Genomic DNA, 25,981 nt, shown 5'->3' with positions numbered 1-25,981 from the left:
GTCAACTCTCATACGTTGTCGGACCGTTGCGATGTCCGTCAGAGTCGCGCCTGGCCGGAGCGCGCGGTCGGCCGGCCGCTCGGGAGTCAGCTCCCCAGGCGGCGGAGCGCCTGCATGGCCTCGCGCTCCACACGGGAGAGATCGCCGAGGACCGAGCCGGCCCGGACGAGGCACCGCGCGTCGCCCGACTCGCCGGCGGTCTTGATCAGTGCTGCCGCCTCCGTCCACAGGGTGGCTGCCTCGGCGTACAGCGTGTGGCCGGTGCGCAGGTGGCTGCTGTCGAGCAGGCCGGTGCATTCGGCGAGGAAGTCGCGGTAGAGGTTGCGGAACAGAGCGCCACCGGTGCCGGCCTTCTCCATCAGCAGGGCGGCCTGTGGCAGGTCTCGCCGGGGGTTGTCGGTGCGCTGGAGCCAGGTGCGCACCAGCTTGCCGGCTTTCTCGATGCCCCGGTGGCCGAGGTTGGCGATGGGCGGGTCGAGGAAGGCGTCGGCGCAGGCGGTGATGGCGGGGACGATCTGTCCGTACGGGGCGGGCAGGTTCTCTGGAGCGGTGAGGGCGAAGGAGCGGTGCTTGGCGGTCATCGGGCCGCGGGCGGCCCTGGCCCGGGCGAGGGTGGTCAGGCCGGTGGAGACCGCTCCGCCCTGCTGGTCGGTGTCCACCAGGTAGGCGTCGTGGTCGTCGTAGCCGTACATGGCGACGACGTGGCCGCCGAAGTGGACCTTCGAGCCGAAGTAGTCCAGGTGGTAGCTGTCGAGTTGGAGTCCGACGGGGTGGCCGGCGTCGATGAGGGCCGCCACGTTGTCCCATGCCCTGCGCGGGGAGGTGGTCTCCTGGACCAGGAGGTCCAGCCCGAGCCTGGCGGCCAGGTTCCTGGTGAGCTCGAAAGGCCTGACCCGTCCCCCGAGGAAGGGGAAGTCCATGCTCTTGGCGTCCCAGTAGACGAAGGACAGACCGGAGCCGAGGCCGAACAGCATGGGCTCGGACAGATCGAGTCCTTGATGCCGCAGCAGCACCCCCAGTGCTGTCGTCTCGCAGTGCTGCAAACCGCGAGGATCGATGGCCACTACCGTGCTCATGCCGTGCTCTCCTGGCTGGGGACGATCAGGCGGGTCGTCGGTTCTTCTTGTCGTGCTCGGGTGCCGGGAAGAACTCTGTCACCGATCCTGCCGGTCTGTTCGGCCACGCGGTGCCGGGGTCAGTGGGCCGCGCCGGTGAGGGCGAGGAATTCGGCGCGGGAGCGGGCGTCCGTACGCAGTACGCCGAGGAGGGTGGAGGTCATGGTGCTGGATCCGGTCGCCTGGACGCCCCGCAGCGTCATGCAGCAGTGTTCCGCTTCGATCACCACGCCGACGCCCTTGGGGTCGAGATGGGTCTGCAGCCAGTCGGCAACCTGCTTGGTCAGGCGTTCCTGGACCTGGGGGCGGCAGGCGAAGTACTCGACGATGCGTGCCAGCTTCGACAGGCCCAGGATCCGGGCGCCGGGCAGGTAGCCCACGTGGGCGGTGCCGACGAACGGCAGCAGATGGTGTTCGCACACCGACCGCACCGGGATCCGGCGGGCCAGCACAAGCTCGTCGTAGCCCTCGTCGTTGGGAAATGTCGTGAGGTCGAAGGGGCGCGGGGTGAACAGCTCGGCGTAGGCGCGGGCCATGCGCTCGGGTGTGTCGCGCAGGCTCTCGGAGGTGGTGGAGATGCCGAGCGCGGCCAGGAACCGGCCGGCCGCGGCTTGTGCGGCGGCCAGGTCGATCCCGTCGGACTCGTGGACGACGTGCAGGGCAGGCCGCCCGGGTGTCGCGTCCTCGTCGGCGGGGGCGTGCGTGCGGGTGGTGGTGCGGTGGCGTTGCCCGGTCATGTCAGTTGCCCCCGATGCCCGAAGCGGTGAGCAGCACGAGGACGAGGGTGGCCACGGCGAGCAGGCCGTGGGCCAGCACGACCGGTACGGGGAAGTGCCGTTCGGCAACGCCGGTGCCTTCGGTTCCGGAACCCGTGGCTGCCGCGTCGGCGGTGGCACGGCCGCGGTGGACGGGGATCCAGCGGGCCAGCATCACGAAACCCAGCAGCGCCACCGGCAGCAGCAGGCCGAACGCGGTCCAGGCCAGAGCACTGTTGTCGGCCACGAGGTAGATGATCCAGACCACCAGTCCGATCGCGGCCAGGGCGAAGTGGCCGAGGACGACGGGTGCGGGCAGGCGGCTGGTGCCGGCCCGTTCCCCGCTGATCCCCCCGCGCCGGATCCAGATGCCGAGCAGGTAGAAGCCGCCGAGAGCGGTGATCACCCAGGTGATCAGTGCGGCGATGTCCATGGTGAACTCCCGAGGGGGACGGTGAGGAAGACAGCCGGAGGACGCCGGCCGTCGTGGCGGGTGCCCGGGCGGGTCACCCGGCCGGGCGGTCGGCGCTGCGGCCGGGTGCGTATCCCTCGGCCTGGGTGTTCTCGTCGGCGACGCGTACGCCGTAGCGGTAGGCGAGCTTGCCGCCCAGGAATCCCGAGACGCCCAGAGCCGCGACGCTCAGCGCGGACAGGACGAGCATGCCGATGCCGACCCCGCCGTCGGCGTGGTCGCCGTGGCGCCACGCGAAGTTGACGGCGTAGGCGGCGGTCACCAGCAGGTTCAGCGTCATGTGGACCAAGGCGGTACGAAAGGCCGGGGTGCCTGCCGGGATCGCGAACAGGTCGAGAAACCCGACCGTGGCCGCCGGCAGGGCACCGATCACCCCTATGGCGATCAGCCACTGCGAGGACTGGGTCAGAAAGCCCGGACGGTGCACGACGTGCGAGGCGATGTCGAACACGAGGCTGGTCACCCAGGCGCCGATCGGCACGGTCACCAGGATCGGGTGGAACGGGTGGCCGTACGGGCCGGCGAGTGCGGAGCTGACGGGGTGCTTCGCCTGGAACAGTGGCTCACCGGTCATCGCAACCTCCCACTAATTTCACCAATGAACTTTGGCCTTATTTGGTGAAGGTGTCAAGGTGCCCAGCAGGCAAGGGAGTGAAGAGCACTTGTGTCCATGCCGATGGGAGTTATCGTGGTGGTGTGGCTTTCGACCCCAGCGCGCGGTCCGACGCGGCCGACAGCGCCATCGACTCCGTGAGCGTCCTTGGTGAGGACTCGCGCCGCCGCATGTTCTCCTTCATCCGGCGGGCGCGCCGGGCCGTCACCCGGGACGAGGCTGCCGCCAGCATCGGCATCTCGCGCAAGCTCGCCGCATTCCACCTCGACAAGCTCGTCGAGGCCGGCCTGCTGCGCGCGCACTACGAAACGCCCGGCGGGATCCGCAAGGTCGGCAGACAGCCCAAGATGTACGAGGCCACCGACGCCCAGATCACGGTGAACATCCCGGAGCGCCGTCACGGACTCCTGGCGGACCTGCTCCTGGACGCCGTCCTGACCGAGGGCGCCGACGAAACCGCCACGCAGGCGGCCGTGCGGACCGCACGGCAGCGCGGTCGGCAGATGGGCGAGACCGCACGGGAGGAGACCCGCCCGGGCCGCCTGGGCCCCGAGCGGGGGCTGACCGCGTGCGAACACCTGCTGGACCGGTACGGCTACGAACCCGTCCGGGAGACCTCCACCCGGCTGCGGCTGCGCAACTGCCCCTTCCACCCCCTGGCTGCGAAAGCACCCGACCTGGTGTGCGGGATGAACCACGCTTTCCTGAGCGGTTACCTGGACGGCCTGGAGGTCAACGGCATCCAGGCCGTCCTCGCGCCCGAGCCGGGGGAGTGCTGCGTGCGGCTCGGCCCGAGCGAGAACGATCACGATGACCAGGTGGACCAGGACCGCTGAGGTGAGTCCGGCCGGCCGCCCCCGCGGGCCGCCGCCGCGGCACGCCACGCCGCCCCGGCACGGAGATCGCCGGCAAGGGGGGCGCGCACTGCGAATCCATGCGGGGCCCATCCGCACCAACGTGCTCGGCGCATGCCTGAGCTGGGGGGAAGCCCGTTGCGGCGTTCCGACCGGAGCCTTCCCATGTCCACCAAACGCACTGTGCACCGTCCTGCTCGTTCCACACCATCGGCACCGCAGCCCACCGCCACCTCCGTGGTGACCGCCGCCGACTGCGGTCTGCTGCTCATCCGGCTGACCTTCGGCCTGTTGATGGCCGCTCACGGGGCCCAGAAGGTCTTCGGTCTCTTCGGAGGCCAGGGCCTGACCGCGACCGGCAAGGCATTCGCGGCCCTGGGCTACCAGCCGGGCAAAGTCTTCGCCGTGATCGGCGGTCTGTCCGAGCTCCTGGGAGGTCTGGGACTGGCCCTCGGCCTGCTGACCCCGCTCGCGGCGGCCGCCCTGATCGGCGTCATGATCAATGCGATGGCCACGGTCACCGGCGCCAACGGCCTGTGGGAGACGGACGGCGGTGTGGAATACAGCGTCTGCATCGCCGTGGTCGCCCTTGCGATCGCTGCCATCGGCCCTGGCCGACTGGCCGCCGACCGCTTCCTGCCCTGGGGCGCGGGCGGCTGGAGAGAGGCAGCCTTCGCCCTCGGCCTCGGCGGCTTGGCCGCCGCGATCACACTGAGTCTGTAAGCAGCCACCCGAACCGACCGGTCACCCGAACCGGCCGGCCGTCAGCCCGTACGCCGGCAAGCCGGCCTGTTCAGCGAACCCCGGCACCTGCCTGCCCGGTGCCCTCGGCACCGCCGGGACGACGGCCTCGGACCACCTCGGCCAGCCCCTTGCCGCGGGGTGATCATTTCGTCGCGGCCGTGGCGTACCCGCCCGCGGCGCAGTCGGCAGGGTAGAACCCAGGATGTGAGGACCGGCCGCAGCGGCAGTTGACCAGAGGGATTCGTTATGACCGAGGCGAGCGACGAGGCCCGTGCAGACCACGTCCTGAAGGCGAAGCACCGTGCGATGTGGGCGCTGGGCGACTACGCGTCCGTGGCGTCGCACGTCATCCATGACCTGGGTGGTGAGCTGGTACGGGAGTGCGGCATCCGGCAGGGCGACAGCGTCCTGGACGTCGCGGCCGGCTCCGGCAACGCGGCCATCCCCGCCGCCCTCCTCGGCGCCGACGTCGTCGCCTGCGACCTCACGCCCGAGCTCCTGGAGGTCGGACGGAACCTCGCCGCGGTGCGCGGCGCCCGGGTGGACTGGCGGGAGGCGGACGCGGAGGCCCTGCCCTTCGCGGACGGAGAGTTCGACACGGTGATGTCCTGTGTCGGCGTCATGTTCGCGCCGCACCACCAGCGGGCAGCCGACGAACTGGTCCGGGTCTGCCGCCCGGGCGGCACCATCGGTCTGATCAACTGGACCCCGGAAGGTTTCATCGGGCAGATGTTCGTAGCGATGCGTCCCTACGTTCCCCCGCCGCCGCCCGGCGCCCAGCCGCCACCTCTGTGGGGCGACCCGGAGCACGTGCACGCGCTGCTCGGGGACCGCGTCACCGACGTCGATGCCCGCCGGCAGCGGTTGCGCGTGGACCGGTTCGCGCGGCCGCAGGAGTTCCGGGAGTTCTTCAAGGCCTGTTACGGGCCGACCGTCGCCGCCTACGGCTTCGTCTCCGGGGACCCCGAGCGGGTGGCGGCCCTCGACGCGGCCCTCGACGACCTGGCCGCCCAGCACCTCACCGACGGCGTCATGGACTGGGAGTACCTCATGGTCACCGCCCACCGGAACGCCGCGTAGACGCGTGCAAGGTGCTGCAGCCACCGGCCGATCGCCGGGAGCCCGGACGCGGTCCGCGGTCGGTCACTTCTCGATCTGGAGCACGGCCGTCATCCCCGCGTCCTCGTGACGGTCTTGCGTCCCGCGACGGATTCCTTGCCGAGATCGTCCACCGGCGCGAAGGCCGTGGGCAGGGCCGCGGGTTGCATCGGTTCGCCTTCGGAGCGGACCGTGGCCAGTGTCGCCGGGGGGAACTGGTCGCCGGCCTTGCCGGTGTCGTACGGCAGGGCCCGAAGCTCCGACGCTCCGGCCTTCGGGCCCTGGACGAGCACGTCGTAGCGGGCGCCGGCCGGGATGACCGAGGAGTCGACGGAGTGGACCCGGTTCACCGGGTAGCCGTCCTGGGCGACGACGTGGAACCTGGTGCCCGGCAGCTGCACCTTGCAGAAGACGTTGGCCCGATGTCCGCGAGGCGCCACAACTGGGTCTCGCCGGGCCTGATCCGGATCCGCGGGTCGAGCTGTCCGTCGACGGTACGCGTCGTGGGGGAGCCGATCTTCAGGTCCGCGGTCTTGACCTCGTCCCCCACGAGCTGGAAGTCCTTGAGCGCGACGACGCGTTCAGTGATCCCGCGCAGTGCCGCGGGCAGATACCCGTCGAGGCCGTCGACCACGATCAGGCCGGCCATGCCCCCGCGGTCTGGGCGGCGGAGAGCGGGTGCGGGTGCGGGTGGTACCAGTACGTTCCCGGTTGCAGGCTCTTGGGGAAGGCGTACCTGTAGGTGAACGACTTGTCCGGCTCGACCGTGAGGAAGGTGTTGTCCGAGTCGCCGACGGGTGAGACGTGCATGCCGTGCACGCGCAGGTTCGTCTGCCGGCCGAGCCGGTTCTCGAAGGAGACCTCCATCCGGTCCCCGGGCCGCAGGCGCAGCGTGGGCGGCATGTACGTCCCGTTGTACGTCAGGGCCCATAGATCGCGGCCCGCCAGGCGTGCCTTCCTGCGCTCGACGACGATCCGGGTCCTGAGCAGTCCGTCGCGGCTCACGAGCTGCGGGGGTCGCGCAGGTCCTCCGTCGCCCGCGCGGTGAGGGCCGACGACGGGGACACGCTCGGCACGGGAGCGGAGGCCGGCCGGGAACGGCCGAGTGCGGTCGCCTCGGTACGCGGTGCGGTGCACCCCGCCGCCAGGGAGAGTGCGGCGAGCGTGGATCCGATGGCGGTCCGGGTGCGACGGGCGTGTGCGGACAACGTGAACCCCCATGCCCCGCGAAGGGCGGAAGACGGGCGGCCGTGGGCTGTCATCATGCGTTCCGGACTCCGGCGGGACCGGTCACGATCCGAGTGATCGTCGCGGGTGTCACCTTCTTGAGCGAGCCCCGGGACGCGGCACGCGCCCTCGCACAGGACGCGCGCCGCGTCGGCGAGGCATCACCCCCGGTCGACGGCCACGCGCAGGCCGCGGATCACATAGCCCCCGATCTCGTCCTGGAACGTGACGCGGGGCGGTGTGAGCATGCGGATGCCGTCGAGGGCGAAGAGGTGGCCGAGGAAGACGTTGGTCTCCATCATGGCGATGTCCGCACCCGGGCAGCGGTGCGGTCCGTCGCCGAAGGACAGGGCGGCCGCGTACCGCCCGGTCGTTGCGGGCCGGCCGGGGCAGACCGCCGTGGGGGTGGCCCCCACGGCCTCCGGGTCGGTGTTTGCCTCGTCCACGAGGATGTCGACGAGCGCGCCGGCGGGCACGGTGACCGGGCCGTCGGCGCCCGGCAGGTCGAGGGCGCCGGTGGTCCGCCGGCTCAGCCGGGCGACCACGGGTTCCAGGCGCAGGATCTCGTGGATCACCGCGAGGCGTTCGGTCTCGTCGCCGTTCGCGTAGCGCTCGCGCAGGGCGGCGTCGGTGAACAGATGCCATGCGGCGACGGAGATGAACTCGCGGGTGGTGATCATTCCGGCGGCGGCGTAGGTGAGGCACTCGCCGAGGATCTCGGGGTTCGAACAGCCCTCCGCGATCAGGTGCGAGATGAGGTTGTCGGCGGGCTGCTCGCGGTGGGCGTGGACGGCCGGGCGGACGTCGGCGAGGTAGATCCGCAGCCAGTTGCTGTTCTGGCGGAACAGCCAGTAGATCCCGTGCACACTGGTGAAGCCGGGCTTGCCGAACTTCTCCGGGAAGAAGCGCTCCAGCCGGCGCTGGATGCCGGGCCTGCTGTGGGTCAGACCGATCACCCCGCACGCCACGTCGATCGCGACGCCGAAGGTGAGGTCCTCCAACCACACCTCGCCCTCGCGCCGAAGGACGTTCAGATGCTTCTGCGTGACCCGCTCGGTGAGTTCCCGGTAGTGCTCGTCCACGCGGCGGGGTGTGAAGTAACGGGCGGTCTGACGGCGGTGTTCACGGTGCTCGGGCCCGTCGCGGTACAGCACGGGCCGCCGGATTCGGGCGGGCAGCTTCTCGACGGTCTCGATGCCCAGACCTGCCTGCACGGTGTCGGTGCTGCGCAGAACGGCGCGCGCCGCCGGGTAGCCGCGCACCTCCCATGTGCCGTCCTCCCCGCGGCCGATCGGGCAGCCGGGCCCGGTGGGATCCCTGCGGATCTTCCGTGCGTCGTCGTCGACTTGCTCCATCGAAGGCAGCCTCCGTCGTCATGCGGGCACCCCGGGAGGGTCCGCTGTCAGGCATGTGCGGCCAGACTTCAGGACGACCGCCCCCACCGCCAGCCCTTCGGGCGCCCGGGGCCGTGGCTTGTTCTCGCCGGGACTGCGCGTGTCGGACCGATGCGTCGGGCCGGGTCGCCGGACCGGCACGCCACCGGACTTCTCTCTCGCGGCAGCGCCCGTCCACGGCTTCGGGTCTCTCGGCGGCACGGGCGACAGTACGATCAACGCCTTGAGCGGCTCAGGCTCCCCGCACGGGGCGACAGGCCACCGGACGGAAGGCGACACACTCGTCATGGCGCTGCGACTGCTGACCATGAACACCCTCTTCACCGGCGACGTCCCGGCCCGGCTGCGCGCCCTCGGCGCGGCTCTCGACCGGTCCGACTACGACATCGTCTGCCTGCAGGAGGTCATGTTCCGCCGTAACGCCCGGCTGATCCGCCGTGCCGCTCCCGCGTACCGGCACTTCGCCTGCACGGGCTCGACCGTGCTCAAGGGCGGCCTGGTGCTGCTGTCGCGGTGGCCGATCAGCCGATGGCGGTTCGTGCGGTACCCGACGACGAGCCCGGTGCGCGGTGAGCTTCTCATGCGCAAGGGCGCCCAGTTGGCGTCCGTCGCCACCCCGGACGGTGAACTGGTGGTCGTGAACACCCACCTGTCGGCCAACCGTGACGACGACTGGTCTCCCACGAACCGGTACACACGGATCGCCCGTGCCGAACTGGCCCGGCTCACCGGGCTGATCGCGGCCATCGACCCGTCCCTGCCCTTGGCCGTGGTCGGTGACCTCAACCTCCCGCGCGACTCGGCGGCACTCGCCGAATTCGTCGCCACAGCGGGGCTGCGCGACGTCCTCGCCGGCGACACCCGTCCGACCTACCGGCCGACACCTCAATGGCCGTCGCCGCCGGCCCTGGATCACGTACTGGTCCGGGCCGCGGCCGGGGAGACGCTGACCGGCGGCGCCGACTTCGTGTTCCAGGACCGGGTGACATTGGACGACGGCCGCCTGGCCTACCTGTCCGACCACTACGGCGTGCGGGCGGAGCTGATCCGGTCGAAGTGACACGGACACCGGCCCGACCGGCTCGAGTCGGCGGACGCCGTCCTCCACGCCGCCACCGACGGTCTACGCGGCGAGCGCGGCGGGTTCTCCGAGTCGGGCGGCCGCCGTGCGCCAGGCAGCCGTCACCGCCGCGTGGGCACGCTCCGTGCGAGCGGCGCCGTCCGCTGTCAGGTCGATCGGCCCGCCCACATGCACGTGCAGTCGCGGGCGGCGAAGCGGTGCCGTGAACAAGCCCGCGAGTTGCTTCGTCCTGTTTCCCGATGTGACCCGACGGGCGCCGGCCTGACCCACGGGCACCACCGGAGCCCCCGTGCGCTGGACGAGCCGCGACAAGCCGCTGCGGAAGGCGTTGGGTGCCGCCTCCGCGGCATCCGTCCGGTGCGGGAGACCGCCCTCGGCGTAGATCAGAATCAGGCGTCCGCGCTCCAGCGCCTCGGCGGCCTCGTTCAAGGCGTCCGCCGCGCGCCGGTCGCCGCGCCGGACCGGGATGTGCCCTTCCCGGGCGAGCGCGCGGCCCAGGACCGGAACGCGCCACAGTCCGGCAGCCGCCATGACGACCGGACGGGCCCCGAGGCGGTGCAGCGCGGCGAGCACGACGGCGGGATCGGCGAGCGAGGTGTGGTTCGCGGCGATGATGCTGCCGGGGGCGAGTTCGGCGCCCGCGTCGGTGGTGATCGTGAGGCGGCCGACGGCGGGCACCAGGACGTCGGCGAGGCGGCTGAGCATGTGTCGGTCTCCCGATCTCGACAAGGTTGACCTCCATCGTCGGCTGTGATGCCCCCCGGGGCCTGAGTAGGCGCACTCATCTTTCGCGGCCCGGTACCCAGGCGCCCTCACCGCGCTGTCAGCGCAGGCCGCTGTAGGCGGCCATCACGATCTCCATGCCGCGGTTGTCCTCCTGCCGAGCCCGGTCGATCATCTGGTTCATGACATAGGCAACCGTCATGCGTGAACCGGGATCGTTCACCACCAGCGAGCCACCCCAGCCGCCCCAGCCGAAGGTGTCGCCGAACCTGCCGAAGCCCACCGTCCAGACCATCGGCGTCCCCAGCACACGGTCGTCGCCGCGGAACACCTCCTGCCACGCCGGCTCGCACCCCTGAGGGGACAGCAGCCGTACGCCGCCGGCCGAACCCCGGTTCGCCAGTACCGACTGGACCAGGGCGACAGAGCGAGCGTTGCCGAAACCGTTCACCGCAGGGAGTTGCGCACGGCGCCACGCCACGGAGTTGGCGTCCCTGACCCGGATCGCGACACCGGTGTTCTCCCGGCGTGTGCCGTCCGGCCCCGGCGGCGCGTCGGCAGCGTACGCGTCGGTCAGCGACGGTGGCGGGATGAGCGGTGCCACACGGTGGTCGTGACCGGCGGAGATCCCGAGGTGGAAATCCGCCCCCAGCGGCTTCGCCACCTCCTCGGCGAAGAAATCGCCGATACCGCGGCCGGTGACGCGGCGGACGATCTCGCCCACGAGGAAGCCGAAGGTGAGCGCGTGATAGCCGGCGGCCGTTCCCGGCTCCCACGCGGGCGTCTGCGCGGCCAGCCCCGCCGTCACGCCCTCCCAGTCGTAGAGCTCCTCGACCGCCGTCATTCCGGACAGGTCCGGAAGCCCCGCGGTGTGCGACAGCACGTGCCGTACCAGCACGTTCTCCTTGCCGGCCGCGGCGAACTCGGGCCAGTAGGCGGCGACCGGCGCGGACAGATCGAGCTCGCCCCGGTCGGCCAGCATCAGCGCGCACAGGGCGATCATGTTCTTGGTCGTCGAGTTCACCCCGACGAGGGTGTCGCGGTGCCAGTCGACACGGCGGTCCGCGTCGGCGTACCCGCCCCAGAGGTCCGCCACCGGCTCGCCGTCGAGACGGACGGCCGCCGAGGCGCCCACGTCGTCCTTGTCGAGCAGGGCCGCGAGTGCCTCGCGGACGGCGGCGAACCGGGGATCACAGAACCCCTTAATGTCAGTCATGGGCATAAGCCTCGGACGGCCCCGGGCCTGCCCGCCCGACAGTTCTCGCGCGCCTTCTGTCAGGCAGGTCGCGAACAATTCTTGCTACTCCGGTCAGGCGGCCTGACGACCGCCACTCGTCGAGGGGACGGACACACGTGCTGGAGCGGCTGAATCAGGCGCTGGACCACCTGGAGGCCTGCCTCGACGGGGAGGTCGACATGGCCGAGGTGGCCCGGATCGCCGCGGTGTCGGAGTACCACTTCCGGCGCCTGTTCGCCGCGCTCGCCGGGATGCCCCTCCCGGTCTACGTACGGCGTCGGCGCATGACGCTCGCCGGGGCCGAGGTACTGGCCGGGGAGCCGACGCTGCTCGACATCGCGGTGCGGTACGGGTACGGCTCGGGCGAGGCGTTCGCCCGGGCGTTCCGGTCGGTGCACGGCGTCGGTCCGGGAGAGGCCCGGCGCACGGGTGCGGTGCTCACGGCACAGCCGCGCATGTCCTTCCGCGTCGTCGTCGAAGGCAGTACGGCCATGCGGTACCGCATCGTGGAGAAGCAGGCGTTCCGGGTCCTCGGCAGGAGGGCCCGGGTCCCGCTCGTGCACGAGGGGATCAACGCGGCCGCGGCGGCGCACCTGAAGAGCCTGGACGCGCGGACGATCGTACGGATGAAGGAGCTGGAGCACCGGGAGCCGGCGGGGATCCTGTCGGCGGCGGTCTACCTGACCGACAGCCGGGAGGAGGGCGCCGAGGCGGACTACTGGATCGGCGTGGTGACCGGTCCGGAGACGGCCGCCGAGGAGCTCGACGCGCTCGACGTGCCGGCCGGGACGTGGGCGGTCTTCGACAGCCACGGGCCCTACCCGGACGCCCTTCAGGCGCTGTGGCGAGACGTGTTCACGCAGTGGTTCCCGTCCAACGTGTACGTGAGCCGGTCCGGCCCGGAACTCCTGCGGACGCGGCCGGTGGAGACCGGCGCGGAGACCGACGCCCAGTTGTGGATCCCGGTCGAGCGGGGCAGTGGAAGCGCCGGGCCGTGAAATCCGGCACCCGACCCCGGGATCATGGCTCCCCGAGTCGGGGCTTGGGGATCAGACGGTCAGCCTGCGCTGGATGGGGTGAGCGGGGGTCGTCGGTTCCGGAGTGCGGGTGGGTAGCCGTGTAGAGCGCGCGGGCCTGCCAGGGCTCGCCCGCCTCGGGGTGGAGCCGGCCGATCCCGGCAGCCTCCACGGCGAGCAGAGCCACTTGGTGGGTACGACGGTGATCCGGGTGGCCGGTGAGCCGGCCGAGCGCGTCATGGGTGACGACGACTTCGGGACGGAACTGCCTGATGTGCGCGACGACCTGGGCGACGGCGTCAGCCAGGTCCACGTCGCACCAGCGGGGCCGACCGGGCGCCGAGGACTCGTTGCGGGCGTCGCCGTAACCGAGCATGCGCGGCTCGCCCGCACCCAGAACCGTCAGGGCCGCGTCGAGCTCGGCGGCACGCGCGTGGTCGCGCCGGACCACTTGTTCGAGGTGGGGATCGGCCAGAGCGTCGGCTTGCGTTGGAGTGCGCTTCAGGTCGTAGCGTCGCAGTGACCGCGGCGCACGAAGCCTGTGGACCACACGTCTCGGACGGGATGCCCGGTGGTGGAAGCAGTGCCGGCCGAGGCGCTTCGCGCGGTCCGATGAACGATGAACGAATGTTCGGAACGGAACTGGGAGTCGGCATGCAGAAGCGCAGTCTGCGAGACCTTGAGGTATCGGCCATCGGCTTGGGGTGCATGGGCATGTCCGCCTTCTACGGGTCCGCGGACCACGAGGAGGGGATCGCGACCATCCGGCGTGCCCTCGACGTCGGGGTGAACTTCCTCGACACCGCGCAGATGTACGGGCCGCTGACCAACGAGTCGCTCGTCGGCGAGGCGATCCGGGGGAATCGCGACGCGTACGTGATCGCGACGAAGTTCAACTACCGGATGGACGACGCCGTGCCCGGCGACATCAGCACGGTCGGCCCGCAGGACGGTTCGGCCGAGCATGTCCGCAGCTCGGTCCACGGCTCCCTGGAGCGGCTGGGGACCGATCACATCGACCTGTACTACCAGCACCGGGTCGATCCGAACGTACCCATCGAGGAGACGGTCGGCGCGCTGGGCGAGCTGGTCGCCGAGGGCAAGGTGCGGTACATCGGGCTGAGCGAGGCGAGCGCGGAGACCATCCGGCGCGCGCACGCCGTGCACCCGGTCACCGCGGTGCAGAGCGAGTACTCGCTGTGGTCACGGGACGTGGAGGCCGAGGTGCTGCCCGCCTGTCGTGAGCTGGGCATCGGCTTCGTGCCGTACTCGCCGCTCGGCCGCGGCTTCCTCGCCGGCCGGTTCAGCTCGCCGGACGAGCTGGACGCGAACGACTGGCGCCGCGAGAACCCGCGCTTCCAGGACGCCAACCTGGAGGCGAACCTGCGGCTGGCGGCGAAGGTGAAGGAGATCGCCGCCGAGAAGGAAGTGTCCCCGGCCCAGCTGGCCATCGCCTGGGTGCTGGCCCAGGGCGAACACCTGGTGCCGATCCCGGGCACCAAGCGCCGCACCTACCTGGAGCAGAACGCCGCCGCGGTCGACATCACCCTGTCCAAGGAGGACTTGGCCCGCATCGATGCGGAGCTGCCCGAGGTGTCGGGTGAGCGCTACGACGAGGCCGGCATGCGATCCGTCAACCGGTAGGGACAGCCCGGCCGGTCAAGCGATCGTTGCTTCGCTGCTGGACGTCCGTCACGCCGCGGATCCGGCGCCGCCCCGGCGTTCGCAGAGTTCGGCCGGCGCCCCTTCGGCTTCCACCCGAACCTCACGAACGACACGGCGGTACCGACCGTCAACCGACCGGCCGGGGCGTGCGGAGCAGCTGCTCGAGCGGCTGCTCCGCACTCGCGCTGCACAGGGCGGACGTCGTCGACCGGTACCCGCCGCCCTGGTCCCGGCGTCTGAACATGGGAGCGAGGACCGGCGCTTGCACCCTGCGTCCCGGTGTCAGGACGGTGTGGCCGCCCGCATGACGGCGTGCCAGGGGGTGGCGTCGAAGACGAGGCGGATGGTGTCGATCCGGCCGTCGGTGAGGTGGAAGTGCTCGGCTGTGTGCTGGGTGCCGATGGCCGGGACCGAGGTGTGGACGTCGTAGAGCAGGACGGCCTCGCTCTCGCCGTACAGTTCGCTGACCAGATCGACGCCGTTCACGATCCCCAGGAAGGCGTCCAGCCCGCTGAGATGGTCGTGCGGGCGGTCGGAAGCCAGTAAGGGGCTTCGGAAGTGGAAGGGCTCGGCAAGGGTTCGGACGGCGGCGGGGATGTCGCCGCGGAACCGGGCCTGGTGGTAGGCGCGGACGGTGGCGCGCGTCGTGGCCGTGGTTCGTGTCATGCGGGGGCGTTTCCTTCGGTGGCGGTGAGGTGGGCGGTGATGCGCTGCTGGTTCTGGACGAGGCGCAGGCACAGGTGACGGAGCTGGTGGAGCTCGGTGTCGGTGAATCCGTGGAACAGTGCCGCCATCGCCCTTTGCGTCGGTGCCCGGAACTCCTCCAGCCACGTCAGACCGGCGGGGGTGATGCGGGCCAGGACGGACCGGCGATCCGCGGGGTCGGGGTCGCGTCGTACGAGTCCTTGGCTCTCGAGCGTGTCGACCAGGCCGGTGGCGTTGCGGGCGGTCATGCCCGCGGAGCGCGCGAGGTCGCCGAGATGCGCGCCGGCCGCCCCGAGGGTGCGCAGCCGGATCAGGACGTCGACGGCTCCGGCGCTGAGGCCGCGGCCTTCCGAGCCGTGTGCGCGAAGCCGCTCGACGGATCTGTGCGCGGCACGCGCGGCGGCTGCCGCCTCCAGGCGGAGGATGTCGCCTCCTGCCGCGAACTCCACCAGTGACGCGCGGACTTGGGGATCGTGGAGCAGACCGTCGGCGTCGAAGGCGGGCTCCTCCGAATTAGTTACGTACTTCATGATGAAGTACTACCGAAACTTCTGATGTCCAGTCAAGGCGGTTGCCGCGACCGGGCGGTCCCGTCGTGCGAGCGGGTCGGTGGCGACCGTGGCCGCGGCTGCGGTGTCAGTGCGCTGAAGTAGCCTTCCAGTCACCGCACGCCGACTGTGAGGACCAAGAGAATTGACCGGCCTGTCCGCTTTCCCGCTGCCCTTTCACGCGTCCCGTTCCATATCGTTCGCGACGCCCCGAACGCTGCGGGAACTTCAGATGATGCGGTGCAGTGCCCACATCCGGGCGAAGCCGGGGTGGTTCGACAAGATGAACGACGCCGACATCGTCGCCAGGTGGACGCGGGAGGCGGTCGCTCAGGGACTCACCGAGGCGCAGGTTCGTTACGTGCTTGCCGAACTCGCGTACTACGCCGCGCTGCGGGACGGACGGACCGGCGTCGAGGTGTCCGCCGTCGACGGGGTGTGGCAGTCGGACACCCTGGTCGACGACGAGCTCAGGTCGCGGCTGCGCGAGGCCGTTCGGGTTCTGGAACAGGTCCCCGGAGCAGAACAGGACTGGCATCCCGGATCCGACGGCCAGGTGCTGGATCTGGTTCATCCCTCATTGTTCTGCCTGGTGAGGGAGGCGAGCGGCGCGCCCGAGCGGGCTTGGCAGAACCCGACGGACCGCTACTCGAAGTACGAATTCTCGGAGAAGTTCCAGTGGCTGCCCACGGACGTCGACGTCAGTGACGACGGCGAGGTCGCCTTCCGTTCGTACGTCAACAACGTCCACCCCGAGACGCATCGCGAACTGGCCTCCGCCCTGCCGGACTTGTTCGCGCGGCTGCGCCCGCTGCTGGAGAACGTGCTCACCGATCTGCGCCGTCCGCGGCCGCTGCGGATCGAGGCCGATCCCTACGGGTGGTACGAGTCGCAGGGGTCGGAGTATCCGGACAAGTCCTCCTACGGTGACGACGGGGCCTACGCGGAAGCCGTCCGCGCATGGGAAGAGGCCCAGGACGAGTGGTGGGAGAACCGCCGTCCGACCGTCCCGGACGCCCCGGACTTCACCCCGCCCGAGTCGCCCGACGAATCCGTCCGGGTCGACCTGCGCGGCCGCAGCCTCCAGGTCATCGTGAAGCTCGCCACCATTCATCTCACCCCGGAAAAGCCCGAGTACTCCGGTGGTTCCTGGCATGTCGAGGGGATGTTGAACGAGCGGATCGTCTCGACCGGCATCTACTACTGGGACAGCGAGAACATCACCGAAAGCCGGCTGAGCTTTAGGGCGGCACTCGACGACCCGGACTACGAGCAGAGTGACGACAACGGTGTGCGTGAGGTCTACGGCCTGGAGGACGCGGACGCACTGAACCAGGTGCTGGGATCGGCCTCGACCCCGGCGGGCCGCTGTCTGGCGTTCCCGAACATCCTGCAGCACCGCGTCGGTTCATTCCGCCTCGCGGACCCGGCCCGCCCGGGACATCGCAAGATTCTCGCCTTCTTCCTGGTCGACCCGTCGGAAAGGATCGTTTCGACATCCGATGTACCACCGCAGCAACCATGGTCCGACACCTCGACCATGACGCTTGAACAGGCCAAGAACTACCGCGAACAGCTCATGCGGGAACGCAAGTTCTTCGTCGACGAACACAACGAGCAGCTCTACGAACGAGAGTTCTCCCTCTGCGAGCACTGAATCTCTTCTGTCTTGAGCCGCCCCGTCGGCTGCCGCCCCGGATGCCTCCCCGACCGACCGATGTCGACGTCGGATTCTCGCTGGCATCGTCCACGTGCCGGAGCCGAAGGTGGATGCATGATGGACGAGGAGCACTACTACCGGGCCGCTCTGAGCAATGACAGCCGGTTCGACGGCCGGTTGTACATCGGAGTGGCCAGTACGGGCGTCTACTGCCGCCCGACGTGCCCGGCCATGACTCCCAAGCGTGTCAACATGCGGTTCTACCGGACGGCGGCCGCCGCGCAGGCCGCCGGATTCCGCGCGTGCAAGCGGTGCCGGCCCGATTCGGCGCCGGGGTCGCCGGAATGGAACAGCCGCGCCGACCTGGTCGGACGTGCCATGCGTCTGATCGCCGACGGACTGGTGGACCGGGAAGGCGTCGGCGGCCTCGCCGCCCGGCTGAACTACAGCGAGCGCCAGCTCCAGCGGCAACTCGTGGCCGAGGTCGGGGCGGGCCCGCTCGCGCTCGCCCGTGCCCAGCGGGCCCGCACGGCGCAGCTCCTGCTGGAGACCACCGACCTGCATGTCAGCGAGGTGGCCTTCGCCTCGGGGTATTCCAGCATCCGGCAGTTCAACGACAACGTCCGGGCGGTGTTCTCGATGCCTCCCACGGAGCTGAGGGCCCGTGCGCTCCAGCGCCGGCCGCACGCGGCCTCGCCCGCGCGGCCGTGGGGCAACGGAATCCGGATCCGGCTGCCGTTCCGCATTCCGCTGGACGTCGGTGCGCTGCTGGAGCAGCTCGGTGAGCAGGCCGTGCCGGGCATCGAGGAGTACACCGACGGCGTCTACCACCGGGCGCTGTCGCTCCCGCACGGCAGCGCCGTCGCGTCCCTCTCCCGCTGCGTCGGCGAGCCCGCGGGGAAGTCCGTTCAGCCTCCCGGCCGGGGCTTCGTGGAGTGCGAGTTGCACCTCCAGGACCTGCGCGACATGACGGCGGCCGTCCAGCGGTGCCGTGACCTGCTCGATCTGGACGCGGACCCACAGGCCGTCGACGAGGTACTGGCGCGGGACGCGATCCTCGCCCCGCTCGTCGCACGCGTGCCCGGCCGCAGGGTGCCGGGCTCCGTGGATCCGGCCGAGTGCGCTGTCCGAGCGGTTCTCGCCCAGGACGCCGGCCCCGAGCAGGCCAGGAGCGACGCGGCGCTGCTCGTCGCCCGCCACGGCAAGCCACTGACCAGAGAGGTCGGCCGGGTCACGCACACGTTCCCGGCCGTCGAGACGCTCGCGCAGCTCGCGCCGCACGAGCTGGCGGGCACTCCCGAGCGGGGGAGCCGTGTGAAAGCGATGGCCACCGCCCTGGCCCGCGAGGATCTGGTCCTGGGAGTCGGCGTGGACCGTGAGGAGGCCGGCCGGAAGCTGCTCGAGGTCGACGGCGTCGCCCCGCGGACGGCTGCCCTCATCCGCATACGGGCGCTGGGGGACCCGGACGTCCTCGTCCCCGCGGAACCGGAGCCTCACGACGCGGCCCGCCGGCCCTTCGGCGGTCTGGGACCCGCCGCCACCGACGAGCGCGCCGAAGCCTGGCGGCCCTGGCGCTCCTATGCCGCACTGCATCTCTGGGCCGCTGCGGGGACGCCATGTTGACCCACCGGGACGACGACGCGCGGCTCGGAGGTCCGCCCCTGGTCCCATGATCCGCACCCTGCTGGGTACGGCGTCGGCCGCACCTGGCGTCCGCGGCGCCTGGGTGAGCGTCACTCGGACGGTTCAGCGGTCCTGGAGGTGTCCCGCGAGGCTCCGCACGATCTCGGCGCACAGGATGGCCTGGCCCCGCGCGTTCAGATGCAGGCCGTCGGTGCTGTAGATGTCCTCGGTGCCCGCGGGATGGCGGGGGAGGTCCACATGGACGGCTCCCAGCCGTGCCGCCACCTGCTCGGTCCGCTCCGACCAGGAGGCGATGCGCTCGCTCATCGGCTTGCGGTAGCGCTCGTCGACGTAGGGGGAGACCGTGATGTCGAACAGGCCCGATGTCACGACCGTGCAGCCGGTCTCGCGCAGCGGTGTGATGACCAGCTCCAGTTCGGACTCGACCGCGTCGATGTCGAAGTGCCGCCGCAGCATGTCGTTGCCCCCGCAGAACACGACGGCCAGATCCGGCCGGAACTCCAGCGCGGGCGCGAGCTGCGTCTCCCGCACCTGGGCGGCGAACAGGTTGCGCAGGCCCAGGTTCACGGATTCGAGGCCCGGTTGGACGGTCCGCAGCTCCTCCACGAAGCGCTCACTCCACGGGAGGCAGCGGTATCCCTCGAACGCCTCGGTGACTCCCTCGGCGCCGCTGTCGCCCACGACGGCGAGACGCTTCCACGGAGCGCCCGCCAGCACCCGGGCGGTCTCGCCCGCCGACAGCAGATAGGGGTCGTCGGCTTCGGACGGGCGGTTCGCCGTGTCTGTCATGTCGGAACTCCTCTGTGGATTCCTCAAGGGAGATCCACCATGTCAGCCTGCCCGTGGGCGGGCTGGCGAGATTCCGGCGCCGTCCTCCGCGGTTCGTTCGCCGGACTCGCCCGGAACCGGACCGGACGTGGGTCTGGCGGCGATCCCCGGCACATCAACAAGCCGATGAGAAGCGGCCGTTCGCCAGCCATACTTGATCCATGGGGACTGTGGCGGCGCTCTACCGCTATCCGGTGAAGTCGATGCTGGGCGAAGCCGTGAGCGCCGTGGCGGTCACGGAAGCGGGTCTTTCGGGAGACCGGATCTACGCCGTGCTTGACGAGACGGGCGCAGTGGGCAGCGTCAAGCACCCGCGCAAGTGGGGCGCGTTGCTGCGCTGTCGCAGCCGGCTGGACGACTCCGGCACGGTCCGGGTCGTACTCCCGGACGGTACCGACCTGTTGGTGGAGGACCGTGAACTGGACGTGTTCTTGTCCAAGTTGCTCGGCCGGCAGGTGTCCTGCTCCGCCGTCGTACCGGAGCACGGCAGGCTGGAACGTGCGGTGCCCGCGTACGACGGCGGTGTGCCCGACGCCATGCGCGCGTCGGCGTCCGTCGATGTCACCGGGGAGAGCATCACGACGGGCAGCGTCGCCCGGGGCACGTTCTTCGACTTCGGGCGGGTCCATCTCGTCACCACCGCGGCCCTGGCACGGCTGCGAGAGGCATACCCGGGCGGGGACTTCGACCCGCGCCGCTTCCGGCCCAATCTGGTCGTGGACACCGGTACGGGGCCGGGTTTCCCCGAGGACGCCTGGGTGGGGTCACACCTGCGCGTGGGGGAGGCGTTGTTCCGGGTCGTGGTGCCCACGCCTCGCTGTGTGATGCCCACCCTGGGCCACGACGAACTCCCGGCGGATCCGGGCATCATGCGCGCGGTCGCCCGCGAACACCGGGTACCGGTGTTCGAGCTGGGCCGACTCTCCTGCCTGGGTGTCTACCTGGAAGTGCTGGAAGCGGGGACCGTCAAGCTGGGCGACGCGATCACGTTGCAGGACGCCGCCTGATCGCCGTACCGACGTCCTTGGGCCCAGCGGCGACGGCCCGTTCGCCGCCCTGCGGGTGGCGAACGGGCCGTGCCTGTCGATCGTCCCGGTGCCGTGGTGCAGGAGACGCGCAGGTCGGGGTTGCTCAGGGACGGGCGGCCCCGGCGACCGGTTCGGACCTCCCGTCCCGGCCGGGCAGCAGGCCAGGCGTGGTGTCCTCGGCCCCTGCGGGACCGCGGGCGTGGCGGCCGATCATGCCGACGGCGGTGAGCGCCGCGGCGACGGCCGCCGCGATGCCGCACACCCAGTACGCGGTGGAGAAGCCGCTGCCGAGGGCGTCGAGGGCCAGTCCGTGGGCGGCTGAGCCCGGGACCGTGGGCGGCAGACCGTTGACGGCGAGAGGTCCGTCGGCCGCGGCGATCGCCTGTGCCGCCGCCGACTGGGCGGCCGGCAGACCGGCGCCGGGGAGGTTCGCCGCGAACGCCGATCCCGCGTGGCTGAGGGCCACGGCGCCGACGACGACCGGGCCGAGGGCGAAGCCGAGGTCGCGCAGCATGTTGGTGGTGGCGCTGGCCATGCCCGCCAGGTTGGGGGGCACGCTGTTCAGCGCCACGGTCGTCACCGAGCTGACGGTGAGGGCGAAGCCGATGCCGATCAGCAGGGCGGGCGCCACGAACGCGCCGAGTCCCGGGTCCCTGACGTCGAGTCGGGTGAACAGCAGGCAGCCGGCCGCCAGCAGGACGAAGCCCGAGGTCAGCAGCCAGGACGCGGCGACGCGGTGCAGGAGGCGCGAGACGACCGGGATGAGGACGAACGCCGGTCCCTGGAGCAGGAGGAAGAGGATGCCGACGCGCATCGGGTCCTGGTGCTGCACGGGACCCATCCACATGCTCGTCGCGAAGCAGGCGCCGAGGAAGGCGAGCATCCCGATGACCGCGACGACGGACGACACGGCGAACGGCCGGTTGAGGAACAGCTTCAGGTCGAAGATCGGGGACTCGGCCCCCAGTTCCACCACGACGAACGCGGCGAGGAAGACCGCGCCGAGGGCGAGGGAGAGCAGGACGGGCAGGGTGCTCCAGCCCGACTCCGGCCCCTCGACGGCCCCGTACAGCACCAGGATGAGACCGATGGCGAAGGTGATCTGGCCGGGCACGTCGAATCTGCGGCCCTCGGGCGCCGTCGACTCGGTGGCCAGGAGCAGGGTGAGCACCATGCTGACCAGGGCGAGGCCGACGAGCACCCAGAAGGAGCCGCGCCACGAGCCGACCTTGGCGAACACGCCGCCGACCAGGGGCGAGACGGCGGCGCCCGCGGACAGGAAGCCGCTCCAGACGGCCACCGCGTGCGCCCGCCGGCGCATGCCGCGGGTCAGGGCGGTGATCGCGGTGAGCGAGCCGGGGAACATGGCGCCCGCGCCGAGTCCGTTGAGGGCGGCGCCGATCCAGAGCACCTGGACGGTCGGGGCGAGCGCGGCCACGGTGCTGCCCACGGCGACCAGGGCCGTGCCGGCCACGACGAGCCTGCGCCGTCCGAACAGATCGCCGAGGACACCGAAGGTGAACTCGAAGCAGACCACGGCGATCATGAACGCCGCGGTGATCCAGGTCAGCTGGGATCCGTGCGTCCTGAGGTCCTCCTGGAAGAGCCCGAGGAGCGAGGCGGGCAGCGCGTTCGCGACCTGGGCCACGAAGACCGCGCCGCAGGCGGCAGCCAGTGTTCCCGCGTAGCCCGGCGTCCGGGCGGCCCCCGCGGTCGGGCCGGGGGAAACGGTTGTCCCGTTGTTGAGCGTCATCTCTGGATCTCTCTGGCTGGGGAAAGAGGGGCCTCCCGTGACGGGGAGCCCGGAGAGCATGAGGGGCTCGGCTCTGCGGCGCGGTGGGGGAGAGGCGCGACGTGAGTCGGGCGTGATGTCGTGGAGAATGACATTCGCTTTACGTCACGTCAATGATGTGTGCTGGATAGAAAAGAAATGGATGTGATGGAAGCTTGATGGCTCAGGTGTTCAGTCCTGGTGGAGGAAGTCCTGCTCCAGCGCGTGCGCCGCGGCTTCCAGGGCTTTGACCAGCGGCTGGAGCTGGTGCGGGTCGTAACGCACGCTGGGCATCGACACGGAGAGGCCGGCCAGCGCGGTGCCGTCCTGGTCGCGCACGGGGACACCGACCGCGACGAGTCCGCGTTCGGAGCGCTCCTTGTTGACGGCGAAGCCGTTGCGGCGCAGGCGCCTCAGCTCCATCCGCAGCCGCGCGAGGTCGGGGCGGTCGGCCGGGCGGTCCCGGTAGCGCTCGGGGGCGTAGGCCTTCTCCAGCTCCTCCTCGTCCAGCTCGGCGAGCAGGAGCAGTCCCGCCGTGGTGCGGTGCGCGGGGAAGACCATGCCCTCCCGGGAGCCGACCCGCAGGGCCTGCCGGCACTCGACGCCGGCGATGAAGCGGACGGTGTCCCCGGTCCGCACGATCAGGTTCGTGGTCTCGTCGAGGAGGTCGACGACCCGGTGCAGGTGGGGAAGGGCCGCCGCGCGCAGCCGGGACACGAGAGACTGGGAGTGCGCGGCCAGTTCCAGGACCGGGCCCGCGCGATAGACGCGGTCCTCGCCCCGTACCGCGAAGTCCCGGTAGACGAGCATCGCCAGGATGCGATGAGCCGTCGACCTCGCGACCCCCAGACGCTCGGCGAGCTGCGCCACCGTCGCGTCGCCCTCCATCTGCAGAATGGTCGCCGCCCGCAGCGCATGGTCCACGCTGGCGATGGGATAGGGCGGCGGCGTCTTGAGCTCCTTGTCCACGGTGATCCTCCATGTGCCGGTGTTCTGTCGATTCTGCTCTCCAGAATCCATATGCTCATCCAGCGGACACCCGGCACGCTGAATCCGTGACCGAGTCCTCCATCACCCAAGACAACGCCGCGGGCTCCCCGGTCCGGCTGAAGGCCCTCGCCGCGGACGGACAGCCCGACGTCACCCCGGCGCTCGAGAAGCTGTACCGGGGCTTCGAGCAGGAGCTCCTCGTCCCGCTGTGGACCGAGATCGGCGACCTGATGCCCGCCCGTCCGCGCTCGCGCGCCGTGCCGCACGTATGGCGCTGGGAGCGGCTGCGCGAGCTCGCCGCGCAGGCCGGCGACCTGGTTCCGGTCGGTCGCGGCGGCGAGCGCCGGGCCATCGCGCTGGCCAACCCCTCCCTCGGCGGCAGGCCCTTCGCCACGCCCACGCTGTGGGCCGCCATCCAGTACCTCATGCCCGGCGAGGACGCCCCCGAGCACCGGCACACCCAGCACGCCTTTCGCTTCGTCGTCGAGGGCTCCGGTGTGTGGACCGTCGTAGGCGGCGACCCCGTGCCCATGAACCGCGGTGACTTCCTGCCGCAGGCCGGCTGGAACTGGCACGCCCACCACAACGCCACCAGCGAGCCCATGGCATGGATCGACGGCCTGGACATCCCGTTCCAGTACGTCACCGAGGCGCAGTTCTTCGAGTTCGGCCGCGACGAGATCACCGAAGCCGAGCGGACCACACCGCGACGGTCCCGCTCCGAGCGGCTGTGGGGCCATCCGGGCCTGCGCCCCCTCGCCGCCGCTCCCGCCACCCCGGGCAGCCCGCTGCTGTCCTACAAGTGGGAGTACACCGACGCGGCGCTGCGCGACCAACTCCTGCTGGAGAAGGAGGGATTCGGCGGCACGGTCGAGCCCGGCCATGCCGCGGTGCGCTACACCGACCCGCACGACGGCTCCGACGTCCTGCCCACCATCCGTGCGGAGTTCCACCGCGTGGCCCGGGGCGCCGAGACCGCGCCGGTGCGCGAGACCGGCTCCTCCGTCTACCAGGTCTTCGACGGCTCCGGCACCGTCACCGTCGGCGAGAAGTCCTGGTCGGTGACGCGTGGCGACCTGTTCGTCGTCCCGTCCTGGCAGCCGTTCTCCGCCAGGTCCGAGGCCGGCCGCACCGACTCCGACTCCGCGGCCCTCGACCTCTTCCGTTTCTCCGACGCGCCCGTCTTCGAGGCGCTCAAGCTCGACCGCACCCAGCTCGACCGCACCCGGTTCGACCGCACCGACAAGGACGCCTGAACATGAAGCTCGCCACCCTCCGCACCGCCGACGGCACCCGGGCGGTCCGCCTCGACGGCGACGTCCTCGTCGACCTCGGCCACTCCGATCTCGGCGAGCTGTTCGCCCAGCCGGACTGGCGGACGCAGGCGCAGGCCGAGGCCGCCGCGTCCACGGCCACTTACCCGGCCGACGGCGCGGACTTCGCGCCGGTCGTCCCCAACCCCTCCAAGGTCGTCTGCGTCGGCCACAACTACACCGACCACATCAAGGAGATGGGCCGGGACCTGCCCGATTTCCCCACGCTCTTCCCCAAGTTCGCCGACACGCTGCTCGGCGCGAACGACGACCTCGTCAAGCCCGCCGAGACCGACGCGCTCGACTGGGAGGTCGAACTCGCCGTCGTCATCGGCAAGCAGGTGCGCCGCGCCGACGAGCAGCAGGCCGCCGACGCCATCGCCGGCTTCACCGTCATGAACGACATCTCGGTGCGCGACTGGCAGTTCCGCACCATCGAGTGGACCCAGGGCAAGATCTGGGAGGCCACCACCCCGGTCGGGCCCTACGTCGTCACCCCCGACGAGGTCGGCGGAACCCGACCCGCGCTCCAGGTGACGACGACCGTCGACGGTCAGGTCATGCAGCAGGACGACACCGGCACGCTGCTGTTCGACCCGGTCTTCCTGGTCCAGTACATCTCCACCGTCGTCACCCTGCGCCCCGGTGACATCATCGCCACCGGCACCCCGGCCGGCGTCGGCAACGCCCGCGACCCCAAGGTCTTCCTGCTCCCCGGCCAGACCGTGGTCACCGAGATCACCGGCCTGGGCGCCTGCGCCAACAGGGTGGTCGAGGCATGACCACCGCCCCGAAGGGTGGTCGAGGCGCGACCATCACCTCGCAGGGCGGCCCAGTCACGACGACCGCCACGCGCACCCTCGCCGACGCGCGCGCCTGGGCCCGCACCGGGACCGAGCTGATGCTCGACGCCGTCGCGGGCCTCGACGAGGACGGCTTCGCGGCCCCCAGCGCACTGCCCGGCTGGACCCGCGGCCATCTCGTCGCGCACGTCGCCGCCAACGCCGACGCCCTGGGCAACCTCGTGCACTGGGCTGCCACCGGCGAGGAGACGCCGATGTACGCCTCCGCCGAGGAGCGCGCCGCCGGCATCGCCCGAGGCCCCGCCCTGTCCGCCGCCGAGCTGCGCTCCTGGCTGACCGCATCCGCGCAGCGCCTCGCCGAGGCACTGGACCGGCTCACCGGCGAGCGGTGGCGGCACCAGGTCGTCACCGCCCAGGGCCGCACGGTCCCCGCCACCGAGTTGCCGTGGATGCGCGCCCGCGAGGTGTGCGTCCACGCCGTCGACCTCGCCACCGGCGTCGTCACCTTCACCGACCTGCCCAAGGGCTTCCTGGCAGCCCTGGCCGAAGAGATCCGTGCCAAGCGGCAACTGCCCGTGCTGCCCGACGGCCCGCTTCCCGAGGTCGCCGCCTGGCTGGCCGGCCGCCCCCACACACTCGCCGACGCCCCCGAGCTCGGCCCGTGGCTCTGAGGAGTGAGTTCCATGTCCCATCCTGA

27 protein-coding genes and 1 pseudogene are annotated in these 25,981 nt (G+C 71.1%); 12 read left to right on the top strand and 16 right to left on the bottom strand.

The genetic code is table 11. The features are described 5' to 3' along the window. Positions 1-86 precede the first annotated feature (86 nt). The 4 genes from ACZ60B_RS21660 to ACZ60B_RS21645 all read right to left on the bottom strand — a co-directional run bounded on the left by ACZ60B_RS21660 (position 87) and on the right by ACZ60B_RS21645 (position 2,916). Positions 87-1,076, bottom strand: coding sequence for a BtrH N-terminal domain-containing protein (locus ACZ60B_RS21660; protein ID WP_469389295.1), 990 nt, complete (start codon positions 1,074-1,076; stop codon positions 87-89). A gap of 119 nt (positions 1,077-1,195) precedes the next feature. After that, the gene (gene folE, locus ACZ60B_RS21655) at positions 1,196-1,852 is read right to left on the bottom strand and encodes a GTP cyclohydrolase I FolE (RefSeq protein WP_469389292.1); all 657 of its coding nucleotides are present in this window, start codon (positions 1,850-1,852) and stop codon (positions 1,196-1,198) included. A gap of 1 nt (position 1,853) precedes the next feature. Beyond that, positions 1,854-2,303, bottom strand: a complete 450-nt coding sequence (locus ACZ60B_RS21650) for a hypothetical protein (RefSeq protein ID WP_469389290.1) — start codon at positions 2,301-2,303, stop codon at positions 1,854-1,856. A gap of 73 nt (positions 2,304-2,376) precedes the next feature. Then, positions 2,377-2,916: a DUF2231 domain-containing protein gene (locus tag ACZ60B_RS21645; RefSeq protein ID WP_469389288.1), complete on the bottom strand. Its 540-nt coding sequence runs from the start codon at positions 2,914-2,916 to the stop codon at positions 2,377-2,379. A 122-nt stretch (positions 2,917-3,038) separates the two neighbouring features. On the opposite strand from ACZ60B_RS21645, the gene ACZ60B_RS21640 reads away from it, so the two are divergent. The 3 genes from ACZ60B_RS21640 (at position 3,039) to ACZ60B_RS21630 (ending at position 5,633) form a co-directional block, all read left to right on the top strand. After that, positions 3,039-3,791 (top strand): helix-turn-helix transcriptional regulator, encoded by a 753-nt coding sequence (locus tag ACZ60B_RS21640; protein WP_469389286.1) that lies wholly within the window; start codon positions 3,039-3,041, stop codon positions 3,789-3,791. 183 nt (positions 3,792-3,974) lie between these two features. Further along, positions 3,975-4,532, top strand: a complete 558-nt coding sequence (locus ACZ60B_RS21635) for a DoxX family protein (protein WP_469389284.1) — start codon at positions 3,975-3,977, stop codon at positions 4,530-4,532. A gap of 267 nt (positions 4,533-4,799) precedes the next feature. Further along, entirely contained in the window at positions 4,800-5,633 is an 834-nt protein-coding gene (locus tag ACZ60B_RS21630) for a class I SAM-dependent methyltransferase (RefSeq protein ID WP_469389282.1), read from the top strand. 89 nt (positions 5,634-5,722) lie between these two features. On the opposite strand, the gene ACZ60B_RS21625 is transcribed toward ACZ60B_RS21630, so the two are convergent. From ACZ60B_RS21625 to ACZ60B_RS21610, 4 genes are all read right to left on the bottom strand, one after another. Further along, positions 5,723-6,052, bottom strand: a complete 330-nt coding sequence (locus ACZ60B_RS21625; protein WP_469389280.1) for a cupredoxin domain-containing protein — start codon at positions 6,050-6,052, stop codon at positions 5,723-5,725. Further along, positions 5,998-6,300 carry a cupredoxin domain-containing protein gene (locus tag ACZ60B_RS21620; RefSeq protein WP_469389278.1) on the bottom strand — a complete coding sequence of 101 codons (303 nt, stop codon included), beginning with the start codon at positions 6,298-6,300 and terminating at the stop codon, positions 5,998-6,000. Before ACZ60B_RS21620 ends, ACZ60B_RS21625 begins: the two co-directional genes overlap by 55 nt. Next, the gene (locus tag ACZ60B_RS21615) at positions 6,288-6,656 is read right to left on the bottom strand and encodes a multicopper oxidase domain-containing protein (protein ID WP_469389276.1); all 369 of its coding nucleotides are present in this window, start codon (positions 6,654-6,656) and stop codon (positions 6,288-6,290) included. The genes ACZ60B_RS21620 and ACZ60B_RS21615 overlap by 13 nt, the downstream gene beginning before the upstream one ends. 383 nt (positions 6,657-7,039) lie before the next feature. Next, positions 7,040-8,233, bottom strand: coding sequence for a cytochrome P450 (locus ACZ60B_RS21610; protein ID WP_469389274.1), 1,194 nt, complete (start codon positions 8,231-8,233; stop codon positions 7,040-7,042). Positions 8,234-8,495: 262 nt separating this feature from the next. On the opposite strand from ACZ60B_RS21610, the gene ACZ60B_RS21605 reads away from it, so the two are divergent. Then, positions 8,496-9,332 carry an endonuclease/exonuclease/phosphatase family protein gene (locus ACZ60B_RS21605; protein ID WP_469389272.1) on the top strand — a complete coding sequence of 279 codons (837 nt, stop codon included), beginning with the start codon at positions 8,496-8,498 and terminating at the stop codon, positions 9,330-9,332. 63 nt (positions 9,333-9,395) lie between these two features. Here ACZ60B_RS21605 and ACZ60B_RS21600 read toward each other — a convergent pair whose 3' ends face one another. Both ACZ60B_RS21600 and ACZ60B_RS21595 read right to left on the bottom strand, forming a co-directional pair. Beyond that, on the bottom strand, positions 9,396-10,058 hold the full coding sequence (locus ACZ60B_RS21600) for a lysophospholipid acyltransferase family protein (protein ID WP_469389269.1): 663 nt from the start codon (positions 10,056-10,058) through the stop codon (positions 9,396-9,398). A 118-nt stretch (positions 10,059-10,176) separates the two neighbouring features. After that, positions 10,177-11,292 (bottom strand): serine hydrolase domain-containing protein, encoded by a 1,116-nt coding sequence (locus tag ACZ60B_RS21595; protein WP_469389267.1) that lies wholly within the window; start codon positions 11,290-11,292, stop codon positions 10,177-10,179. Between the two features lie 137 nt (positions 11,293-11,429). Between ACZ60B_RS21595 and ACZ60B_RS21590 the strand changes: the two genes are divergently transcribed. Beyond that, entirely contained in the window at positions 11,430-12,311 is an 882-nt protein-coding gene (locus ACZ60B_RS21590; protein WP_469389265.1) for an AraC family transcriptional regulator, read from the top strand. Positions 12,312-12,411: 100 nt separating this feature from the next. Here the strand turns inward: ACZ60B_RS21590 and ACZ60B_RS21585 are convergent. Beyond that, positions 12,412-12,768, bottom strand: a pseudogene (locus tag ACZ60B_RS21585) (PIG-L family deacetylase); the annotation flags it as partial. Between the two features lie 215 nt (positions 12,769-12,983). Between ACZ60B_RS21585 and ACZ60B_RS21580 the strand changes: the two are divergent. After that, a complete protein-coding gene (locus ACZ60B_RS21580; RefSeq protein WP_469389263.1) occupies positions 12,984-13,973 on the top strand; it encodes an aldo/keto reductase in 990 nt (329 codons plus the stop codon). A 303-nt stretch (positions 13,974-14,276) separates the two neighbouring features. On the opposite strand, the gene ACZ60B_RS21575 is transcribed toward ACZ60B_RS21580, so the two are convergent. Together ACZ60B_RS21575 and ACZ60B_RS21570 are read right to left on the bottom strand one after the other, a co-directional pair. Then, positions 14,277-14,660, bottom strand: coding sequence for a hypothetical protein (locus ACZ60B_RS21575; protein WP_469389261.1), 384 nt, complete (start codon positions 14,658-14,660; stop codon positions 14,277-14,279). Further along, on the bottom strand, positions 14,657-15,229 hold the full coding sequence (locus ACZ60B_RS21570) for a MarR family winged helix-turn-helix transcriptional regulator (protein WP_469389259.1): 573 nt from the start codon (positions 15,227-15,229) through the stop codon (positions 14,657-14,659). Before ACZ60B_RS21570 ends, ACZ60B_RS21575 begins: the two co-directional genes overlap by 4 nt. A 163-nt stretch (positions 15,230-15,392) precedes the next feature. Between ACZ60B_RS21570 and ACZ60B_RS21565 the strand changes: the two genes are divergently transcribed. Both ACZ60B_RS21565 and ACZ60B_RS21560 read left to right on the top strand, forming a co-directional pair. Further along, positions 15,393-16,904, top strand: a complete 1,512-nt coding sequence (locus ACZ60B_RS21565; RefSeq protein WP_469389257.1) for a DUF4246 domain-containing protein — start codon at positions 15,393-15,395, stop codon at positions 16,902-16,904. 117 nt (positions 16,905-17,021) lie between these two features. Continuing rightward, positions 17,022-18,530: an AlkA N-terminal domain-containing protein gene (locus ACZ60B_RS21560; RefSeq protein ID WP_469389255.1), complete on the top strand. Its 1,509-nt coding sequence runs from the start codon at positions 17,022-17,024 to the stop codon at positions 18,528-18,530. A 123-nt stretch (positions 18,531-18,653) separates the two neighbouring features. Here the strand turns inward: ACZ60B_RS21560 and ACZ60B_RS21555 are convergent, their stop codons facing one another. Next, entirely contained in the window at positions 18,654-19,340 is a 687-nt protein-coding gene (locus ACZ60B_RS21555) for an SGNH/GDSL hydrolase family protein (protein ID WP_469389253.1), read from the bottom strand. Between the two features lie 200 nt (positions 19,341-19,540). Between ACZ60B_RS21555 and ACZ60B_RS21550 the strand changes: the two genes are divergently transcribed. Further along, on the top strand, positions 19,541-20,386 hold the full coding sequence (locus ACZ60B_RS21550; RefSeq protein WP_469389251.1) for an MOSC domain-containing protein: 846 nt from the start codon (positions 19,541-19,543) through the stop codon (positions 20,384-20,386). A gap of 124 nt (positions 20,387-20,510) precedes the next feature. Here the strand turns inward: ACZ60B_RS21550 and ACZ60B_RS21545 are convergent, their stop codons facing one another. Together ACZ60B_RS21545 and ACZ60B_RS21540 are read right to left on the bottom strand one after the other, a co-directional pair. After that, positions 20,511-22,160, bottom strand: coding sequence for an MFS transporter (locus ACZ60B_RS21545; protein ID WP_469389249.1), 1,650 nt, complete (start codon positions 22,158-22,160; stop codon positions 20,511-20,513). Positions 22,161-22,370: 210 nt separating this feature from the next. Continuing rightward, positions 22,371-23,147, bottom strand: coding sequence for an IclR family transcriptional regulator (locus ACZ60B_RS21540; RefSeq protein WP_469389247.1), 777 nt, complete (start codon positions 23,145-23,147; stop codon positions 22,371-22,373). Positions 23,148-23,233: 86 nt separating this feature from the next. Here ACZ60B_RS21540 and ACZ60B_RS21535 point away from each other — a divergent pair, with 86 nt between their 5' ends. The 3 genes from ACZ60B_RS21535 to ACZ60B_RS21525 are packed head-to-tail and all read left to right on the top strand — an operon-like array spanning position 23,234 to position 25,955. Further along, the gene (locus ACZ60B_RS21535) at positions 23,234-24,424 is read left to right on the top strand and encodes a cupin domain-containing protein (protein WP_469389245.1); all 1,191 of its coding nucleotides are present in this window, start codon (positions 23,234-23,236) and stop codon (positions 24,422-24,424) included. A 2-nt stretch (positions 24,425-24,426) separates the two neighbouring features. Continuing rightward, the gene (locus ACZ60B_RS21530; protein WP_469389242.1) at positions 24,427-25,263 is read left to right on the top strand and encodes a fumarylacetoacetate hydrolase family protein; all 837 of its coding nucleotides are present in this window, start codon (positions 24,427-24,429) and stop codon (positions 25,261-25,263) included. Further along, a complete protein-coding gene (locus ACZ60B_RS21525; RefSeq protein ID WP_469389240.1) occupies positions 25,260-25,955 on the top strand; it encodes a maleylpyruvate isomerase N-terminal domain-containing protein in 696 nt (231 codons plus the stop codon). The genes ACZ60B_RS21530 and ACZ60B_RS21525 overlap by 4 nt, the downstream gene beginning before the upstream one ends. Positions 25,956-25,981 lie beyond the last annotated feature (26 nt).

The sequence above is a fragment of the Streptomyces sp. NPDC104096 genome (assembly GCF_055584385.1).
Note: the sequence above shows the minus strand (reverse complement) of the source record. Positions and strands in the feature narration are given on the sequence as shown.

Bases quoted from the DNA above. Each gene is read 5' to 3' on its own strand.
- ACZ60B_RS21620 (WP_469389278.1), bottom strand. From the start codon at position 6,300: ATGGCCGGCCTGATCGTGGTCGACGGCCTCGACGGGTATCTGCCCGCG.
- ACZ60B_RS21595 (WP_469389267.1), bottom strand. From the start codon at position 11,292: ATGACTGACATTAAGGGGTTCTGTGATCCCCGGTTCGCCGCCGTCCGC.
- ACZ60B_RS21630 (WP_469389282.1), top strand. From the start codon at position 4,800: ATGACCGAGGCGAGCGACGAGGCCCGTGCAGACCACGTCCTGAAGGCG.
- ACZ60B_RS21635 (WP_469389284.1), top strand. From the start codon at position 3,975: ATGTCCACCAAACGCACTGTGCACCGTCCTGCTCGTTCCACACCATCG.
- ACZ60B_RS21560 (WP_469389255.1), top strand. From the start codon at position 17,022: ATGATGGACGAGGAGCACTACTACCGGGCCGCTCTGAGCAATGACAGC.
- ACZ60B_RS21545 (WP_469389249.1), bottom strand. From the start codon at position 22,160: ATGACGCTCAACAACGGGACAACCGTTTCCCCCGGCCCGACCGCGGGG.
- ACZ60B_RS21575 (WP_469389261.1), bottom strand. From the start codon at position 14,660: ATGACACGAACCACGGCCACGACGCGCGCCACCGTCCGCGCCTACCAC.
- ACZ60B_RS21645 (WP_469389288.1), bottom strand. From the start codon at position 2,916: ATGACCGGTGAGCCACTGTTCCAGGCGAAGCACCCCGTCAGCTCCGCA.
- ACZ60B_RS21650 (WP_469389290.1), bottom strand. From the start codon at position 2,303: ATGGACATCGCCGCACTGATCACCTGGGTGATCACCGCTCTCGGCGGC.
- ACZ60B_RS21580 (WP_469389263.1), top strand. From the start codon at position 12,984: ATGCAGAAGCGCAGTCTGCGAGACCTTGAGGTATCGGCCATCGGCTTG.
- ACZ60B_RS21600 (WP_469389269.1), bottom strand. From the start codon at position 10,058: ATGCTCAGCCGCCTCGCCGACGTCCTGGTGCCCGCCGTCGGCCGCCTC.
- ACZ60B_RS21530 (WP_469389242.1), top strand. From the start codon at position 24,427: ATGAAGCTCGCCACCCTCCGCACCGCCGACGGCACCCGGGCGGTCCGC.
- ACZ60B_RS21660 (WP_469389295.1), bottom strand. From the start codon at position 1,076: ATGAGCACGGTAGTGGCCATCGATCCTCGCGGTTTGCAGCACTGCGAG.
- folE (WP_469389292.1), bottom strand. From the start codon at position 1,852: ATGACCGGGCAACGCCACCGCACCACCACCCGCACGCACGCCCCCGCC.
- ACZ60B_RS21570 (WP_469389259.1), bottom strand. From the start codon at position 15,229: ATGAAGTACGTAACTAATTCGGAGGAGCCCGCCTTCGACGCCGACGGT.
- ACZ60B_RS21610 (WP_469389274.1), bottom strand. From the start codon at position 8,233: ATGGAGCAAGTCGACGACGACGCACGGAAGATCCGCAGGGATCCCACC.
- ACZ60B_RS21555 (WP_469389253.1), bottom strand. From the start codon at position 19,340: ATGACAGACACGGCGAACCGCCCGTCCGAAGCCGACGACCCCTATCTG.
- ACZ60B_RS21550 (WP_469389251.1), top strand. From the start codon at position 19,541: ATGGGGACTGTGGCGGCGCTCTACCGCTATCCGGTGAAGTCGATGCTG.
- ACZ60B_RS21525 (WP_469389240.1), top strand. From the start codon at position 25,260: ATGACCACCGCCCCGAAGGGTGGTCGAGGCGCGACCATCACCTCGCAG.